At 59.7% G+C, this 17,692-nt stretch carries 13 protein-coding genes; 10 read left to right on the forward strand and 3 right to left on the reverse strand.

What is annotated here, in order from left to right; translation table 11 throughout:
* The 3 genes from IVB29_RS26585 to IVB29_RS26595 form a co-directional block, all read left to right on the forward strand.
* Positions 1 to 1,116, forward strand: a 1,116-nt coding sequence (locus IVB29_RS26585) for a site-specific integrase (RefSeq protein ID WP_346731303.1), incomplete at its 5' end; no start/stop codon positions are given.
* A gap of 266 nt (positions 1,117 to 1,382) precedes the next feature.
* Positions 1,383 to 2,396, forward strand: coding sequence for a hypothetical protein (locus IVB29_RS26590; RefSeq protein ID WP_247506369.1), 1,014 nt, complete (start codon positions 1,383 to 1,385; stop codon positions 2,394 to 2,396).
* A gap of 332 nt (positions 2,397 to 2,728) precedes the next feature.
* Complete coding sequence (locus IVB29_RS26595) at positions 2,729 to 3,052, forward strand: hypothetical protein (RefSeq protein WP_247506370.1); 324 nt, start codon at positions 2,729 to 2,731, stop codon at positions 3,050 to 3,052.
* 142 nt (positions 3,053 to 3,194) lie between these two features.
* Here IVB29_RS26595 and IVB29_RS26600 read toward each other — a convergent pair whose 3' ends face one another.
* Both IVB29_RS26600 and IVB29_RS26605 read right to left on the reverse strand, forming a co-directional pair.
* Complete coding sequence (locus IVB29_RS26600) at positions 3,195 to 3,758, reverse strand: ImmA/IrrE family metallo-endopeptidase (RefSeq protein WP_247506371.1); 564 nt, start codon at positions 3,756 to 3,758, stop codon at positions 3,195 to 3,197.
* Between the two features lie 6 nt (positions 3,759 to 3,764).
* Positions 3,765 to 4,121: a helix-turn-helix domain-containing protein gene (locus IVB29_RS26605; protein ID WP_247506372.1), complete on the reverse strand. Its 357-nt coding sequence runs from the start codon at positions 4,119 to 4,121 to the stop codon at positions 3,765 to 3,767.
* Between the two features lie 167 nt (positions 4,122 to 4,288).
* Here IVB29_RS26605 and IVB29_RS26610 point away from each other — a divergent pair, with 167 nt between their 5' ends.
* The 4 genes from IVB29_RS26610 to IVB29_RS26625 are packed head-to-tail and all read left to right on the forward strand — an operon-like array spanning position 4,289 to position 7,279.
* Positions 4,289 to 4,705 (forward strand): hypothetical protein, encoded by a 417-nt coding sequence (locus tag IVB29_RS26610; RefSeq protein WP_247506373.1) that lies wholly within the window; start codon positions 4,289 to 4,291, stop codon positions 4,703 to 4,705.
* Positions 4,705 to 5,211 carry a hypothetical protein gene (locus IVB29_RS26615; protein WP_247506374.1) on the forward strand — a complete coding sequence of 169 codons (507 nt, stop codon included), beginning with the start codon at positions 4,705 to 4,707 and terminating at the stop codon, positions 5,209 to 5,211. Before IVB29_RS26610 ends, IVB29_RS26615 begins: the two co-directional genes overlap by 1 nt.
* A gap of 2 nt (positions 5,212 to 5,213) precedes the next feature.
* A complete protein-coding gene (locus IVB29_RS26620; RefSeq protein ID WP_247506375.1) occupies positions 5,214 to 5,753 on the forward strand; it encodes a Mov34/MPN/PAD-1 family protein in 540 nt (179 codons plus the stop codon).
* Entirely contained in the window at positions 5,744 to 7,279 is a 1,536-nt protein-coding gene (locus IVB29_RS26625) for a ThiF family adenylyltransferase (protein WP_247506376.1), read from the forward strand. The genes IVB29_RS26620 and IVB29_RS26625 overlap by 10 nt, the downstream gene beginning before the upstream one ends.
* A 188-nt stretch (positions 7,280 to 7,467) precedes the next feature.
* On the opposite strand, the gene IVB29_RS26630 is transcribed toward IVB29_RS26625, so the two are convergent.
* The gene (locus IVB29_RS26630; RefSeq protein ID WP_247506377.1) at positions 7,468 to 8,643 is read right to left on the reverse strand and encodes a serine protease; all 1,176 of its coding nucleotides are present in this window, start codon (positions 8,641 to 8,643) and stop codon (positions 7,468 to 7,470) included.
* Between IVB29_RS26630 and IVB29_RS26635 the strand changes: the two genes are divergently transcribed.
* From IVB29_RS26635 to IVB29_RS26645, 3 genes are all read left to right on the forward strand, one after another.
* Positions 8,615 to 12,643, forward strand: a complete 4,029-nt coding sequence (locus IVB29_RS26635; protein WP_247506378.1) for a CHAT domain-containing protein — start codon at positions 8,615 to 8,617, stop codon at positions 12,641 to 12,643. The genes IVB29_RS26630 and IVB29_RS26635 overlap by 29 nt on opposite strands.
* Positions 12,644 to 13,284: 641 nt before the next feature.
* Entirely contained in the window at positions 13,285 to 14,061 is a 777-nt protein-coding gene (locus IVB29_RS26640) for a Hachiman antiphage defense system protein HamA (protein WP_247506379.1), read from the forward strand.
* Complete coding sequence (locus IVB29_RS26645) at positions 14,045 to 17,557, forward strand: DEAD/DEAH box helicase (RefSeq protein ID WP_247506380.1); 3,513 nt, start codon at positions 14,045 to 14,047, stop codon at positions 17,555 to 17,557. The genes IVB29_RS26640 and IVB29_RS26645 overlap by 17 nt, the downstream gene beginning before the upstream one ends.
* Positions 17,558 to 17,692: the final 135 nt, after the last annotated feature.

Consider the following 17,692-nt stretch of genomic DNA (forward strand, 5'->3'; position numbering starts at 1 on the left):
CGAAAGTCGGAGTGCACACGCGTGGCGACCTTCACACAAATGGCATCTGGGAACTGGCGCGTCCAGGTCCGCCGGAAGACCCGCTATGTGGCCGAGACATTCCGACGGCGTAAGGACGGCGAAGAATGGGCGCTCGAGATGGAGCGCAATATCGACCGCAACGGATCGTCCAAGCCGCGCATGGCGCGGAACGTTCGCACGTTTGGCGATCTGATCGACCTGCACGATGAAGACATGCATGAAGTTGGAAAGCCCCCTCGCCGGTCAAAAGCTGCTGTGATGGCGTCGCTCAAGACTGCGCTCGGCAGCGTGAAGCTTCCCGCGCTCAATCGAGAACGGCTGATCGAGTTCGGAAGGAAGCGCGCCAAGGAAGGCGCTGGCCCTGCAACGTTGGCCATCGACTTATCTTTCATCCGGACAATCATAACTCATGCTGCCGCGGTGCACGGTATCGAGGTTTCAGCCGAGGAAGCCCGCCTCGCACGCGTCGCGTTAAGTCACCTCAACTTGGTGGGAAAAAGCAATGAGCGTGACCGACGACCCACACAGGACGAACTCGACGAACTAATCGAATACTTCGAGGCGAACCGACGGCAATTCATACCGATGGGACGAATCGTCAGATACGCCGTGGCAACGACCTTGCGCCAGGAAGAAATCTGCAAACCCGAGTGGCCGCTGGTTGATATGAAGAAACGATTGGTGGTCATTCGAGACAGAAAGGATCCGAGGAATAAGGACGGAAATGACCAGAAAGTACCTTTGCTCAATCTAACGGGCTATGACGCGTGGGAGGTCGTGCTCCAGCAGCGCATTGTGACCCGAGGCTATGGACGGATCTTTCCCCATAACCACAGATCCGTAAGTGCGGCATTCACCCGTGCTTGCGATGAACTCAAGATCGAAGACCTGCACTTCCACGATCTGCGTCACGAGGGAACAAGCCGTCTGTTCGAGGCAGGACTTCCAATCGAAAAGGTAGCATTGGTCACCGGTCACAAGGATTGGCGACAGCTCCAGCGCTATACCAATCTCAAGGTTGAGGATCTTCTTAAGCTGCAATATGCACAGCAGCCGTCGATGGAAGAATTCATGGCGACGTTAGCTGCCTCATAGACGATCAAGCCTGCTTGCGGCAAAGCCGGGCGCTCATAGCGGTCTGGTTGCAGGTTCGAGTCCTGCCGGGCCCACCAACGCGATCAATGGCTTACTTCGTTCTCGTTTCCTGCGGCGCAATCGCCGCACCAGAAACCGCACCAGATACGTCCATCTTTCGTTCAAGAGGACGGTTCGCGCTGCACCTCCCGCGGCTGTAATTTCCCTCGCAGTAAGTGCCATGCCGGGTATACTACGCGAATTGCGATTACCTTCGCGTTCAGACCATGAAACCGATTACACCCACACAATGGAGCTTCCTCAAGCGCTATCAAGGCACCCTAGATAGCAAAGAGTGTCTGTCCAAGCGTTTTGGTGGAGACGGCTGCGATGGAAGAATCGTTCACGCGCACATGATCCCTCGCTCGCAGCTCTTACAAATTGCTGAGCAAGGCCACGTCCACGCCGTTCCTACTCGCCTTTCACCCATCGCGCAGATGAAGAGATCCGGCTTTCAGGCGGAAGATATTGGTATAGGCAACTTCTCGACATTACAGTGCTTCTGCGCACGTCATGACAAGACTCTTTTTGCGCCTTTGGAGGACGTAGCACTCACCTTCACACGCGAACAACTCACCCTGCTGCATTATAGAGCGATGGCAGCAGAAGTTTATGTTCGAGGAAACGCGGAAGACGCAGCCGCGAACGAGGCACGAAAATACCTAAGCAGTGATCCACGACGCGAACCATTTTACGAAGCATTTCGGATCCATTCACTTGCCGCGATCGCAGCGGAAGAACACTTCAAACGCACCGAGAACATGATCAACCTGTCCAGGTACGATGAAATCCGAGCGGCGATCATTCGATTTCATGCAACACCTGTTGTGCTGTCTGTTGGTGCCTTTCGTCCGCTTTACGACGTCATCGGAACGAAGCTTCAGAATTTTTCTGAAGAAGCTGCGTATATCGGAATGCATATTCTGACGGTTGAAAAAATGCCAGCCGTCGTATTCACGTGGCTGAAGGGGCAAAAACCAAGCCAGCGATTTGCTAGATCATTTTGCTTGCAACCATACAGGGAGCTCACAACGCTCGCGGTTCAAACGGCCTTCGAATACGCCGAGCACACATGTATGCGCCGAGAATGGTGGATGTCTATCACCAAAGGATGGCGCACGCTCTTGTTGAATCGAATTGAGATGGCGAACAGAGCGGCTTCCGTGCCCGACGAGGATTTCTTATCGTTTGAATTTCCGCTCGATGATTGGAAATGCCGGAGTATCGATTTCGTTAAGTAGCGCAGTGGAACTGGAGAGCACTCCAAAGTTACTTCTGTTGTCTCGGCACGAGCAGCGACAACCGATAGAGTGGTTCGCCGATGAACGCTATGGAATCTTACCAACATCGCATGGGTCTGCGGCCCCAGACGCTTGTCATATCCTTCAACAAATCCGCTAACGACACGCAAGTCGAGCGCGGGTGGAATTCCTCCATCAGCCATTTCGTCTTCGGCGGTCATAACCAACAACGCGATGGCTGATGCGTCGAGCTTTTCTGACAGTCGCGAGATATTCGTTATGCCCGCAACGGGAACACGATTGAACTCATCCCAAGGCAGGCCGAGCCGATCTTGAACGAAGTCCTTCTCGCGCCATGCAGCAGCACGCCCGTGGCCGATGAACACGTTCGTGCCGACGCGATCGGCGGCAGCTTTACCGCGACTCTTGCGTTCAAGATGCGATGCGGCCTTTTTCGCGATGTCGGCGGCGGCATGGCAGATCCCGAACGAATGCTGAAGCGAGGTGACTTCGGCCAGAAGGTCGATATGAGGCGGGACTTGATTTCCCTGGCCCATGGCAACCATGTCCCGGGTCATTATTTGCCCCTTGGGAGCCCAATGCTGTGCAACATCCCTCTTCGACATCGGCTCGAGATTCTCGATATCGCCCTTTAGCTTCGACAAGAACGTGTCGGACCGCGCCGCTATTTCCGTTTCAAGAATGGAGATAATTTCCGATTTTGCACTATCAAATGCCTTCTCTGCCTTTCTTGCAGCGCTCTTTGCCTCGGTGAGGCTTGGGTTCGGTGTCGCCGCATCAGCGTTCCGAGCCCCGCCGCATCTGGATGTCCACGCCTGTCATACGCAAGCGGTATTCGCAAAGCGCTTTGCTGACACCATACTGAATGCCGATCTCGGCGGCGGACTTGCCGCGCGATCGCAGGCGAAAGATTCCCTCGCGCGGAAGAAGGAATGATCCTGCATACCAGTCGGCTTCCTGTTCTTGCTCATCGGAAAAATCGCTCAAAAGCATAAGCCCCGATGGTGAAACTTCGACACGCGCGGGAACATGCTTGAGTTCGATATGGGCTAGCTCATGCATCAGATCGTAGCGTTGCCGAGTGGCCGCATGTGCCGGATTGAGGACGACGCCGAAAACACCGTCCTCCTGGATGGTCATGGCGGACCAGCCGTCCTGATCAACCTCCGTCAATTGCCGTACGGCGGCGGCCGGCAGACCCAGAACCTCAAAGTCCAGAACGATGATGCCCAGGTGCGTGGCATAAGACCTCGGATCGAAGGGAACAGTCGGCGACAATCCCAGCAATTGCCGGGCCGTCGCCGCTGATTTCTCTGCCTGTGCTTTAAAGCCGCGTCGCAAGGGATCTCACCGCCCGACCAGATCCTCGCGCGCGCGTAGGGCGCGCTGAGCGGCCAGGATCAGTTCGCCGAGCGCCTTCGCAGTCTCCATCGGCACGGTTTTCTTTTTCTTGAAATGCACAACGGCCCGCCGTTGTCCGGCGCCTTCGTCCGCCTCGTTCCTCTCCATGCCGAGGAATTCGCGCGGATCGCGCTCAATCCATTTGCAGAGCGCCGCGAAGGTCTTGAGATCGGGCATGTGGCCATTTTCTACCCGGGACAGGGTAGCCGGGCTTACGGCGGCTTCGGCGGCGGCCGCGCGAATGCCACGGCTCCCTCGCTTCGCGGCGACAAGCCTTCCAAACTCTTCGATCGTCAATGACATCAAGTCTCCCTTGCGCAAGACCACGCCCGCCTTGACGGCGGATCGAACAGGCGCTACTGTTTCATTGCTGAGACAGATCGTATCATGCCCGATACGTCCTACCTCTGCAACACCGGGCTGCCGATCAATTTGCCATCAAATGACGAGGATTCGCAATGTCTGACGGAATGCACGGTGAAGGCGGCTTGAAAACGATCGAGCAGATCATTGATCAGCTGGAACATGCCGAGGCGCATTTGGCCAAGCTTCGCTTGGAAGAGGCCGAGGCCGAGCGCGAGATCAAGGAAGCGCTTGAGGAGTTGAAAGCCTTTGAGCACCATGTGGTCGAGGTCCATGTCGTTCACGTGAATGAGGTGGAAAAGACGGTCTTCAAGGCCCATGTTGCGGCAACGCTGCAGAAGGTCTGGGACAAGGCTTACCTCAAGCTCGAGATCCCGCACCAGCCGAAGGACGTGTTCCAGACCGCCGGCGAGCACCCCAAATCCTTGATGAGCCACCTTTCCGTTTCGCTTAAGGAAGCGAAGGACACGGGAATCATCGAGAACTACCATTTCGGCATCGCCTCCGAAACTGGCGGCGCCTGATGCCCGCGGCGACCCCGCCCACCATCGATGTCCTGGCCGGCGCTGCTGCGCTCGGTCAGGACATCCCGCGCGTCCTTTCCCTGCTCGGGGCGGAAAGCCTCGAGCAGCTCGGCTGGTCGCGTGTGGATAAGCTGACGCTGCTGGTGCCGATGTGGGGCGAGAGCGGGACGACGCGCGACGACTACGTGCTGCGCTTGGGATTTCAGGCCTATCGGCGTTGGCCGCCGAGCGCTCTGTTCGTCAACCCGGGCACCCTCTCCTACCAGTACCCGGACGATCAACGGTTCGTCCCTCGCCTGACGAGCGACCAATGCCACACGCACACGGCATACGAGAAGCCGGGTGGCGGCCGGATGCAGCTTGTGTGCTGCTCAGCAGTGCTCGAGTTTTACGAGGTTCTACATGACGTCGCTGACGATCATGTCTGGCGCCCGACCGATACATTCTACAAGACCATCATGGCGATCCAGAAGGCCTTCGGCTCGGCCTATGGCGGGAGATCATAACGATGGATGCCGAAGACAGCCTCCGCCGTCCGCCGCCGAAGCGGCCCTACGCGCCTGTTGCTCAAGTCCTGAAGGTTCCGGTTCAGGCACTGGAGGCAACGCTGTCGCTGTTGCAACGTGCCGGGGATCGCGAAAGTGGCCTCTTCTGGTATGGCGATCGCGATGCAGCCGGGAACGGAATTGTGCGACACGTGGCAGCTCCCCGTCAGATGATGAGCTGGGGAAACTTTCATATCGCGCCCGAAGCGCTGGCCGAAATCGTGCATCGCCTTCCTCAGGGGTGCAAACCGCTTGCCCAGATCCATAGTCATCCGGGCTCGGGGGTTGAGCATTCGAACTACGATGACCGAATGATGAGCAGCCAGCGTTCGCTCTCGCTGGTGTTTCCCTCTTATGGCACGGCGTGGGAAGCTTTTCCCGAGGGTGTCGGCGTTCATGAATGGCAGATCGATTATTGGCATCTGCTCGATGCGACCCAGGCTCATCGCAGGGTCATTGTAACGGATGGATCAGCGACAGTCGAGGATCTACGATGGCTATAGCCGCCGGAATATCCGACAGGCACTTGCGTGGAGCCGAAGGGCTGGCGGACAAGCCCCTGCATCTCGCCCAGCGCGTAAGGATCACGATGAATGCCGTGTGGGCTTCATCCCGCGCGGGACAACTTCTCGCGTCCTGCCTTGTCAATCTGCTGACGCGTCAGGTCGGCCTTGTCAGCGAGATCGAGATCCTCATCCCCCCGGTCACGACCGTCATCAGGTTAGCGAATGGCGACTTTACGGACGGCCCCTTGGAGCAGTCGCTCGTACGGATCGCGGCTTGGGCCGTTAATGATCGTGTTAAGGTATACGCGTCGCGAGCCCCCGCAATGGACGCCGACATAACCATTACGGTCGGTGATTCAGCAAGTGCCGGTAAAGGCATCACGCTGTTCGCTGCAGGCAATGGGTGGAAGGCCTGGGTGGGCGCCCCTGAGCACGCACCCAAAGGGATTGCCCCCGACAAATCAAACCCGCTGGGACCATTTCTTGCTGCGGCTCTGGTGGCCGGCGAGGTCTTCAAACGCGGCCGAGGACTAGTGCGGGGCCGCTTTCTTACGGCGAACGGTTATTCGCTATGGACCGGCCAGCAATCTACTGGATGGGATGACCTGCAAGACGGCCCCGCATTGACCGGCGGACAGCTCAAACCTCTTCACATCATCGGGGCAGGCGCCGTCGGTAATGGTCTTGCCTACATCCTCGCTTATGCTGAGTTGGCCGACGCTTATGCGGCGATCATTGATGATGACGCGTATGATACGACGAGTTTGAACCGGTGCTTGCTCGCCGGTCATGGGGATGTCGGTGATCCCAAGGTTGAGGCGATCGAAACGTCGCTCAAAAAACATGACGTCGGCATATACGGGTTTGAGGGCACGATCAGCCGCTATCTTACCGCCCCGCGAACGGGCCTTCGATCCGACCTTGCACGGCAGGCGAGCGACCTCGCTTTCGATCTCGTGGTGTCATGCGTTGATCGCGGGGGCTCGCGGCAGGACATTCAAGGGCTCGCGCCATCTTCGCTCTTCGGCGGCAGCACGCTGCGACTGGTGGCGCGGTCTGATTTCTATCCGGATCGTCCGGGGGCCGCCTGCCTCTCATGTTTCAATCCGCCCGAACAGGACGGCGAGAAACTGCGGGCTCTGGAAAAGAAGCTGCGCGAGCTCAGCGAAGCGCAGCGATCCGTGCTTCTTCGTGAACAGGGAATCGACCCGGCCGCGATTGAGGCTTATCTGGCCAGCCCGAAATGCGGAACGCTCGGCGAGGCCGCGCTGCTCGACCTGGCCACACGATCGCCCGGCGAGTTCTCGGTTGGCTTCGTATCGCTCGGAGCCGCGATCCTGCTTGCATCGAAGCTTTTTCGGCAGGTGCTTTTTGGCTCACCCACGGACGGCGGCGACGTGACCGTCCTGAACTTCCTTAATGGTGGCCTGCAGAATTCATTCCTCGGCGCAGACGATCATTGTCACTGGGGTTGCCAGGAGCGGCGGCGCAGGATCAGCGTACCGTGCGACGTTTGCGCGTAACGCAGGGGCGCGTGCTTGCGCGCGAGGGGCAAAGCCCCTTGGCGGGACTGCCGAAAGTATCCGTGGTAGGTCAGCAGGCAATACGGAAGTTGCTTCCTGCGGTCTTGGCACACGCCGGCGGAAGGTCAGACGCCATATAACGCGCTTGCCGCCGCTAAGAACGCTCGTGCAACGCGCAAGGCGGATCCTCAATAACGGGTGCCGGGAATGTATTTATCGAGGCGCGAGGGTGTCAGCTTGCCGTCGGGATGATAGCCGACGAGGTCGATCTTTCCGTCAAAATCAACGTCATGAAAAGAGATGTCCCACTTCTGGTCGCGATTGCGATCTTCGACTGAGATATCCGTTTTACCGTCGAAGTTCGTATCGAGATGCGCCGAGATGGGCTTGGTGAGGTCGTCCGGCGTGACAAAGGAATAGTCCGGCTTGCCATCACAGTTCGTATCGAACTGCACGAGGATTGCTGTATTCTGCCGGTCCCTTCCCTCATACAATTTCACCGACTTGCAGGTCGCCGGTGCTTTCGCGGGGATTGGCGGGCCGGCCTTGGCGAGGAAGTCCTGGACATCGGCGATGGAGATCGCGAAGTTAAGCGCCTCGCCTTTGGCCTTGAAGGCGTTCACGCCGATAAGCTTGCCGTCATCCGAGAGCAGCGGCCCGCCGGAGTTGCCGGGATTGATGGGTGTCTGCGTCTGGATAACGCTTGCTTTGTGCGAGCCTTCTTCGTCGCGCCATTCGTAATCTTTACGGTATTGGCTGATGAATCCCTTGGTGTAGGTCCAGGCTTCCCCGGTCGGATGCCCGATGGCGTGCACATCGGCACCGACCTGAATGTCGGACTCGGAGCCGAGGACGATGGGCTTGACGTCGCGCGGGACGGAAGCAAGGCGAAGGAGGGCCAGGTCGTGGCCCGGATCGATCTTCACGACTTGCGCGATCTCGAAGTCGGCTTCGGACGGTTTGGTTCCCTCGGTTGGCGGCTTGAACAGAAGGCCGACTTTCTGAAAGCCCTTCACCACATGCCAGTTGGTCAGGACCGTGTCGCCGGGCCCGATATAGGAGCCTGAACCGATGCTGGTGTCGGTAACCACGATGACGACCGAGGGCGAAAGCAGCCGGTAGATCTCGGAATCGTGCCGGCCGCGGCTGACGTAAGGCGCATCGGCGAGCTTGGCGCCCGCGTATTTGGTGACGAGCGAGTTGCCGAGGCCGCCCATGTCGTAAAGTTCGGGGCTGCTCTCAAGGGAGAGTGTGCTAGCGTTCTCAGGCGAGGCCGGTAGGGCCTTACCGACCAGGTCTGCCTGGGCCAAGGCTGTATCCGTGAGAGCGACGGCAATGAAGGCAGACAGGACGGCGCGTTTCATACGATCGGGCTCCCCGTCCCTCTTGTCTGTGCTGGCAGCGATACTGCTTTGCACAACCTTGCAGCTCATTCCCGCTTCGCGTGCACTTTCACAGCCCGCGCCGGATTTGGAAAGCCGAAAACAGGCCGCGTACCAGAAATTTCATCGCGGCCAGGTCCGTGAAGCCGGGCGCGAGATCGCCGGGCTTGTCAAGGAGACGACCGATGCGTCTGCCAAGGCTAACCTGCTGCGCGACCTGACAGAGATCTGTTCGACGGCCTACGAAGTCGGGTGCGCGATCGAATCCGAGGTCGCCGCTTATGAGATCATCAAAACGGACGAGAAGCTCAAACCGCTCTTCCCGGATCTCTATGCTTACCTGCTTCGCGCGCAATTTTTCGCAAACAACGATCCGCAAGCGCGCAAGAGCCTCTTCCCGAACAACAAAGTCCCGTTCAATCCCGCGGCGTCTCCGTTTCCGGCGGTGATGGCCAATCTGACGGCCGTGAGCCACTTCCTGCTGTTGAACGAACACCAGTTAGCTGAGAAAGCCTACTCTACTGCGATCATGGGTCTTTTGCTCATGGACCCCAAGGACAAATACAGTATCTGCAAAGCGCTGGCCGAATTTCTGGAGTCGCTGATTTCGCAACAGGACATTGTGAGCGCGCAGGCGCTTGCACGCCTGATCGATCCCTACATGTCAGCCAATCTCAATCACGAAGGCCCGGTCTTTGCGGGTTACGTGCACATTATGACCCAGCTCGTCGCAATGACAACCCGGTCCAAGCAGGTCGCCGGATTTCTTGAGGAGGCGATCCGGCTCAACGACCGTCTGGACATAAACGAAGGCGTAAAGCTCTACCGGACTTCGACAAGCAATAGCCTTGCATCGCTCTCCCTTCTCTTCGAAAGTGCCACTGACGAAGCTGCCGCCCTCCATGCGCGTCATCCCCTGCAAGCGCAGCGCGACGCAATTATCGCACGCGGTCATTTCGAGACGCTGCAGGAGTTTTACTTCGGACTCTCCGAGTTGCTCATTTCCAGCTCCAGGGATCCATCGCTTATGGCGGCCTGGAAGTCGCACTTCGCGGCGATCCCTGCCGCATGGCAGCTCTCAGGATACGTCGCCGAGAACATTGAATCTTACCGTCATTTCGCACTTGGATTGATAGCTCCTCCAACTTCACGAGCGGAAGCCGCTGCATTGATTCAAACGGCGGCGCGGGAGCGGATTGAGGTCTTTGAAGGATTTCTGACGCGTCGCTTTGAAGGGTTTCAGCTGCCGACCTTGATCGACGCCCTTGTTATTCAGACGGCTCTGACGTCCCTTGTGGACTTCCCGCCACCTGATGCCGCCGACCTGGCGCTTAGGGGCAGCGAAATGCTTTCCCGCACGCTTCGGCATCAGACCAGCGATTTTGCCGTGCTGATTGGCGCCCAAAAGACCGAACGCGCGCGCGACACCGTACGCTCATATTATATCTTGCAGCAACAAAAGCGGCAGTGGGAACTTGATCAGATCAAGAACCTCATGGCTGGCAGCAAGAAGGAAGCTGGATATCTCATTACGACTTACGCAGGCCTTACCGAGACAATTGTTCGGCTGGAAGACGCACTCACGAAAGATGCGGATTACGCCAAGGCGATCGGGTATCCGACGGCTGCACAAATTCAAACGGTGCTCGAACCCAACGAGGTCTTTCTCACTTTCTTTCCCACGCTCAAGGGTATGGGTCGCCTTTGCATCTCGAAGACGGCGACGCTGTTTTCGGTATCCGATGTCGACCCGCAAGTGGCGATCCTTGACGCCAAGCTGGTGCGATTGGCGCTGACGCAGGAGCGTGCGGCTGATGAGACGCTTGATAGCCAGTACCCGGTCCAATCGGCTGTTCGCCTCAGGGATCTTCTCTTCAAGGGTCTCGAATCCTGCGCGCAGCCTGGCTCGCTGGTCAATGCAGCGCCACCTGAGGAACTGTCGGGCATTCCGCTCGCGGCCTTGCTCGAGGAAGCGCCGCCCCGGCGGGGCGACGGATACGATCTGCTCGCGGCCCGCTGGCTTGGCAAGACATACAGGCTCGCGAGTTCGATCTCGGCACGTCATTTTCTTGGCACGCGCACGTCGATCTCGCACCAGCACGCGCCGCTGCCTTATCTCGGCATCGGCAATCCCTCCCTTTCCACGGTCACTCAACAGGCCAGTCTGACGCGCGGTGGCAATACCGACGCCTCTCTGCGCGGCGCCTTGAGCGAACTGGGATCGCTGCCGGAGACGGCGGACGAAATCACCAACGTCGGGCAACTCATGCGGGCTGCAAAAGGCGATGTGCTGCTGGGTACAGATGCGTCTGAGGAGAACTTCCGCACCAAGGATCTCGGCAAGTACGATATCATCCATTTCGCAACGCACGGGCTGCTGCGCAACGACATACCCGGCTTGAACGAGGCGTCGCTGGTTCTCACGCCCAAGGACTTGTCCGACAGTTTCGACGATGGATTGCTGACGGCACCGGAGATCACCCGGCTTCCGCTTGATGCGCGCCTTGTCGTTCTGTCGGCCTGCAATACGGCGCGGATGGATACATCGGCCGCAAATATCGGCATCACTGATCTCGCTGCCGCTTTCTCGGTTGCCGGATCGCCGACTTTGCTTGCATCGCTTTGGACCGTGGAAACCAACGCCGCACATGATCTGATGCTGGCATTTTTCACAACCTGGAACGAACAGCACCCCAAGAGCGCCTCGGCAGCTCTGGCGGGAGGCATCGAACGGTACCTCGCCGGGGCTGACAGGGCTCATCACCACCCGCGCTTCTGGGCGCCTTTCATTGTCTTTGGCTATGGAGCCAGTTTGCCCGACGATGGCGTGAATTCAACAAACGCTACCTTTGATTATGCACCCTTTGGCAACGACGAGGTCGGAGAACTTTTCGATGCCAAACCCCTCGCAGGCCGCCTGATACTGTCGGCGATGGGCGATTGGGATGGAAAATCGATGGCGAGCATCATCAGAGATGCTGAGCAGGACGGCGCCGGCTTTCCGGCCGCGTCGCACGACATCGCCGCCGGCCCTCTCTTCATCGATCAATCGCAGATCTATGCGCTTGGTTACCGGACGTCACCCCACCCTTACCCGGTTGTGCGGCGGCTCGCACCGGATGGCTCCAGGGTGTGGGAAAAGGCCTGGCCGGATCTCGAGGACAACTCGCCAGCGGGTGCGGTAAAGATTGGCAATGACATCGTGATGTTGTCAGGCTCGATTTATTCGCAGCAGACCGACGAACGCGTGGCATATCTGACCCGGTTCGACGTGGATGGTCATGAGATCGCGCGCAAAGAGATCAAGCTCGGAAAGTCCGCGTTTATTGTCGGCCGATCGACGTTGCTCTCAAAGCTCGGTCCCGATCCCGTGCTCGTCGTCAACTTGCGGCAATTTGGCAATTTTGGTGCGAACGAAGCTCTCTTCGGCCTGCCGACCCTCTGCGACGGGCCGCGCCAAACGGTACTCTATCTGTTGGACAGCTCAACTTTCGAAATCAAGAAGACCCTTACGATCCCGGACTTTCAGGCTTTTGGCGCCGATGGTGGCGACGGCCAGCTCAAGATCGGCGGCCAGACGCGCGGAGCCTGCGAGGCTGGCGGCAAGGGACTTCTCCTCCAGGTTGGCCCGCAATTTACATCCTCCGCGCTGTGGAAGGATGATGATCCGTTTCCGTCTAACGTCCAGTCTGTGGCGAGTGAGCAGGGCGAGACATTTTTCTCCGTGAAGCGGCAGCGTCCGATTGGCGTGCGGCGCCTCGGCGTCACAACAGCAGAGACGGGCTCGAAGCGATGGGGCGATAGTGGCGACGAGCTTCTCGAGTTTTCGATCTTCAAGATCGGACCGAATGGTGGGGCCGTCCCTTCCTACAATTCCGCCTTCGGTCTGAGTGCCTTTGCCCAGGGACTTGTGTTCGACCGGGGCAAACCGGTCATCTATGGCAGTCTCGGCGGCAGGCCGGCCCTTTCAACGCGACAATAATGGCTGCCTCCCTCACTTCGATGAGCCGTTTTAGAGAAACGAACCCCGTTACATTTACTCGTAAGCTTTTGTTAGAAACCTTATCAGTTGACGAATTGGCTCCGTTTACCGCCAAAGCCTGTCAGTTCAGGGCAAGGGCAACATTAATCTCCCTAGCAGTTTCCTCGATCAACTGCGCATGCAAGGGCATGCGCGTCAGCTCAACCGTAAGTCCGGCTGTCTCGCCGACTACCTGCTCGACAGTTAGCTAGACTGTCTCTACTGGGACGCGAAGCTGTATGCGCTGGCGCGAATCACTTTTTGTCGTGTCACGTACCTCATAAACGGGTGAAATACCCCATAAGTGAGTGACGTTCGGCCGCGAAATTGGCCTAGCGAACACTGCAAAACCGAGCGAAGTCGTGCATCGTGGATTTTTCGGCCATGCGCGATCGATGCAGCTTTGGTTAACATAGCGTTACGCAACCAGTCCGACCAGGTTCACCCAGGATGGCGCGTTATCGCGTCGCTCGCAAGCCAACCCGCTTGCGCCGGACGAGACTGATCCGTATCGCCACCTGTGCGTGCCAGGGGTGGCGGAATCAATTGCTTTCGTCGTAAGGACTGCGATCGATCCAAATCCTGCGCGGAAGGCGACCCGGGTGGCTCAATTCGACTGGTGCACTTCACTCGATGGTAAGGTCGGAAACCATCACCGGCGGATCATGACCGGGATGACTGCAATGCTCGACGCCGGGATCAAGGCGGCCGCCGCGGTAGTTCCTGGTCATTACGCGTCGCCGGAACGGGTCGCCCACGCGCTCCGTCGCCTCGGCAAGACGGGGGCCGCAAAGCTCATCGAAGACAAGCTTCCGACTACGAAGCAGATGCGATCGGGTGATCTCGGTGAGATCTTCGCCACGGAATGGATCGACGCGTATAGCGGAGGTTATCGCGCGCCGATCAAGCGCCTGCGATGGAAAGACCACCGCAACATGGCGATGCGCGGCGACGATGTCATCGGCATGAAGCTGAACGGCCAGACGCAACGTCTGCTGTTTCTCAAGACGGAAGCCAAGAGTCGCGGCCTGCTCACCGCCCAGGTCGTCGCCGAGGCCCGCGCCGGCCTGGACAAGGACGGCGGCCTTCCGTCGGCTCACGCGCTCACGTTCATTTCCGAGTGTCTGTTCGCGATGGACGAAATTGAGCTGGTCGACGCGATCGACGACGCGCAACGGAAGCACGGCATCCCGGGGCAGAGCGTGACGCATCTGATGTTCGTCTTCACGGGCAACGCTCCCGAAACCATGCTCACGAACGCGCTGCAGAACTACGCCGGCTCGATCGGCCAGTGGGGCATTGGTCTCCACGTGGACGGCCACGGCAAGTTCATCGGTGCGGTCTACGATATGGTGATCGGTGATGCCAACAACGCCTGAAGCGATCGCGGCCCGCATCGAGGAAGCCGTGACCGCCGGGTTTCGCGGCAACCTGATCGCGCGAGGCCAGGCGCGCGCGATCATCTGGCGGGACGGCACCCTGCCGGCGGACGCTCCGGCGTTCGCGCCGCAGCTCAGCTACGATCTGCATTCCTACGGATACTCGCTGTTCGGACTCGGGCTCCGCCTTCTCGAACTCGGAGGCGACCCGACCCGGGCCCGGAGCGCCTTCGAACAGGCCGCCACCGCGCTCGAGTCGGTGATCGCCAAAGGCAATCGGGGCGAGGTCGACCGCGACTTCCATTTCGTCATGGCTGCGGCGAGCTACCATCTCGCCCATTATTCGGCGCGCGCCTACTCGCTGCTCGCGATCGTCGAGGCCGACGAGAACTTCTCTCCGACGGAGCGCGTGCTCGCCCAACTGATGCGGCGGAATTTCCGTGATTTCCGACGCACGGCGCTGGACTACCGGGCCTCTGCAAACGGCAGCGACGGGCAAATCGTCCACGCCATCCAGGCGGCTCTGGAATCTGCCGCCGAAGCCGGCGGTGACGATTTTCTGTTCGACGGCCTCGACACGGCGTTGACGGACGGGTTCATGGCGGCGATGTCCCTGTTCGTACAGGCGGTGGAACGCGGCGAGCGCGGTCTCGTCGACCAGGCGGTCGAACGCCTCCGGACTGGGCTTGCGATCTGCGGCGAATTGAACATGTTGCCGCAATGGTGGACCCATCGCGTCGCCATCCATCTCATCCGAGACCTTTGGTCGAATACGTTCCATGAAAGGGTGCCGGTTCAGCCGACCGGCGGCCCGGCGGCGGACTGGGCGCGTCTGCGCGAACTGTTCATCGCTCTGTTGCAGAGCCGGATCAAAGCGGAGGTGGACTTGTGGCCCTCCCAGGTCGATGCGGCCGGCCGCGCCGTGGAGCAATCCGACGACCTGGTCGTTTCGCTTCCGACGAGCGCCGGCAAGACCCGCATCGCGGAGCTTTGCATCCTGCGCTGTCTCGCGGGCGGCAAGCGAGTGGTCTTCATTACGCCGTTGCGCGCGCTGTCGGCGCAGACGGAAACGACCTTGCAACGCACCTTCGGCCCCCTCGGTAAGACGATATCGGCGCTCTACGGCAGCATCGGCGTCAGTGGCTTCGACGAGGACGCCATCCGGGAACGCGACATCGTGGTGGCGACGCCGGAAAAGCTCGACTTCGCCCTCCGGAACGACCCTTCCCTTCTCGACGATGTCGGCCTGCTCGTATTCGATGAAGGGCACATGATCGGTCCCGACGAGCGGGAGGTCCGCTACGAAGTTCAGATCCAACGACTGCTACGCCGTCCGGACGCGGCGAAGCGTCGGATCGTGTGCCTGTCGGCGATCTTGCCGGACGGCGAACAACTCGACGATTTCGCCGCCTGGCTGCGGCGAGACCAACCGGGTGGCGTGATCAAGCACGATTGGCGACCGACCCGATTGCGGTTCGGCGAGGTCGTCTGGTCGAAATCCTCGTCCTCGGCGCGGCTCAACCTGCGCGTCGGCGATGAGCGTCCGTGGGTCCGGCGGTTTATCATTGGAGCGGTTCCGCCAAAATGGGCGCCGCCTAAGCGCGAGCGCACAATTCCATTCCCGAAGAATCATCAGGAACTCTGCCTCGCTACTGCGTGGCGACTAGTCGAGGACAAGCAGACCGTCCTTATTTTTTGTCCGCAACGCCGAAGCGTTGAGCCTTTCGCGAAAGTCGTCGTCGACCTGCACGAACGCGGCGCGCTTCGCTCTCTGCTCGAAGCCGACCCTTCCGTGCTGAAGACCGCGATCGCACTGGGCGAGGAGTGGCTGGGTACGAACAGCGCGATCCTGAAATGTCTCCGCATCGGGGTCGCGCTCCACCACGGCGCGTTGCCGACCGCCTACCGCAAGGAGATCGAGCGTCTGCTGCGCGAAAACGTCCTCAGAGTCACCATCTCGTCGCCGACGCTCGCGCAAGGACTAAATCTGTCCGCGACTGCTGTGATCATGCAGTCCCTGCATCGCTCCGGCGAACTGATCAAGATATCCGAGTTCAAGAACGTCATCGGCCGGGCCGGCCGTGCGTACGTCGACGTCGAGGGCATCGTGCTCTTTCCGATGTACGACGACATCGCGAAGAAACAGAAGAGCTGGGAAGCGCTGATCGAGGATCTCGGCGCGCGCAACATGGAGAGCGGGCTGATCCAGTTGATGATCGCGCTCCTGAGTCGAATGAGCGTTCGCGTCGGCGGCGACGTCGCCCAACTGACGGAATACGTCGTCAACAACGCGGCCGCGTGGGAATTTCCTGAGATCGCGAACGAGAAGGGCGATGTACGCGAAAGAGCCATCGAGGGCTGGCAGCGCAACATCGCGACGCTTGACACCGCCATCCTGAGCCTCATCGGCGAAGCCGATGTACCGGATGGTTCGATCGAGGCCGCGCTCGACGGCATCCTGCAGTCATCCCTCTGGCACCGCCGGTTGCAGCGTTACAACGCGACGGTTCGGAGCGCGTTGATGGCGGGTCTTGTCGCACGCAGCCGCCACGTGTGGAAACATTCAGACGCTGCGCGCCGTCGGGGCTACTTTCTCGCCGGCGTGGGCCTCTCCGCCGGACATTCGCTCGACGCCATCGCGCCGGAGGCGAATCCGCTTCTGGTGCGGGCCAACGTTGCGATCGCGCAGGGCGACACCGACACTGCAATCAAAGCGATCACGCGCTTCGCCGAACTCGCCTTCGCATTCCAGCCGTTCGTCCCGGACCCTATGCCCGACGACTGGCGGGACGTCCTGAAGGTCTGGTTGCTCGGTCGATCCCTCGCGTCGACGGCACTTGGTCACGAAACCGAGACGCTTCGCTTCATCGAGGGGGGCCTGGTCTTCAAGCTCCCTTGGGCGCTCGAAGCCATACGCGTCCGCGCCACGACGCACGGCGAGACCGTCGACGGCTTGGCGATCGACGACTACGATCTCGGCTACGCGGTCTCCGCCGTGGAGACCGGTACGCTGAACCGATCGGTCTCGATCCTGGTCCAGGCGGGCTTCAATTCGCGGCTCGCCGCCATCAAGGCCGTCGCCGATACCGGCGCGACCTTCGGGAGCGGCCAGGAGTTGCGCCAGTGGCTCGCCTCCAATGACGTCGCCGCGCGAAGCGCGCTCGCCGACTGGCCGACAGTCGAGACGAAGACCATGTGGATGGACTTCCTGCATAGTTTCAGGCGGAGCGATAATCGGACATGGGCGGAGCGAAAGTACGTGGCGAACGTGGCATGGCTGGGGTTTCCGCCGCCGCCGGGTACAGTCGTGCAGATTCATGATTTCGGCGGACATCCACGCGTGCTCGCGGCCGATGGCGCGCCGCTCGGCACGGTGCAGGCGGCCTTGAACCCGGCGCGGACGGGATTGGCCCGCGCCGGGGTGTCACTTCAGCACGGCAAGATCGACGTATCGTACTTCGGTCCGGACGACTTCAACGCGGCCAAATCTCCGTAGCGCTCTCGGCTCACCGGCGGGGCACTTGAACGCTACTCATATTTCTACCTCCTGAAGAGGTTACGCATCCGGAGGCGGCATTTCTCGCCCTGTAGATCAGGAAGTGCCAGTGCCCGAGCAAAGCGTTCCTATCCG

Origin of the sequence: Bradyrhizobium sp. 1 (assembly GCF_023073315.1) — a bacterium.
GTDB lineage: Bacteria > Pseudomonadota > Alphaproteobacteria > Rhizobiales > Xanthobacteraceae > Bradyrhizobium.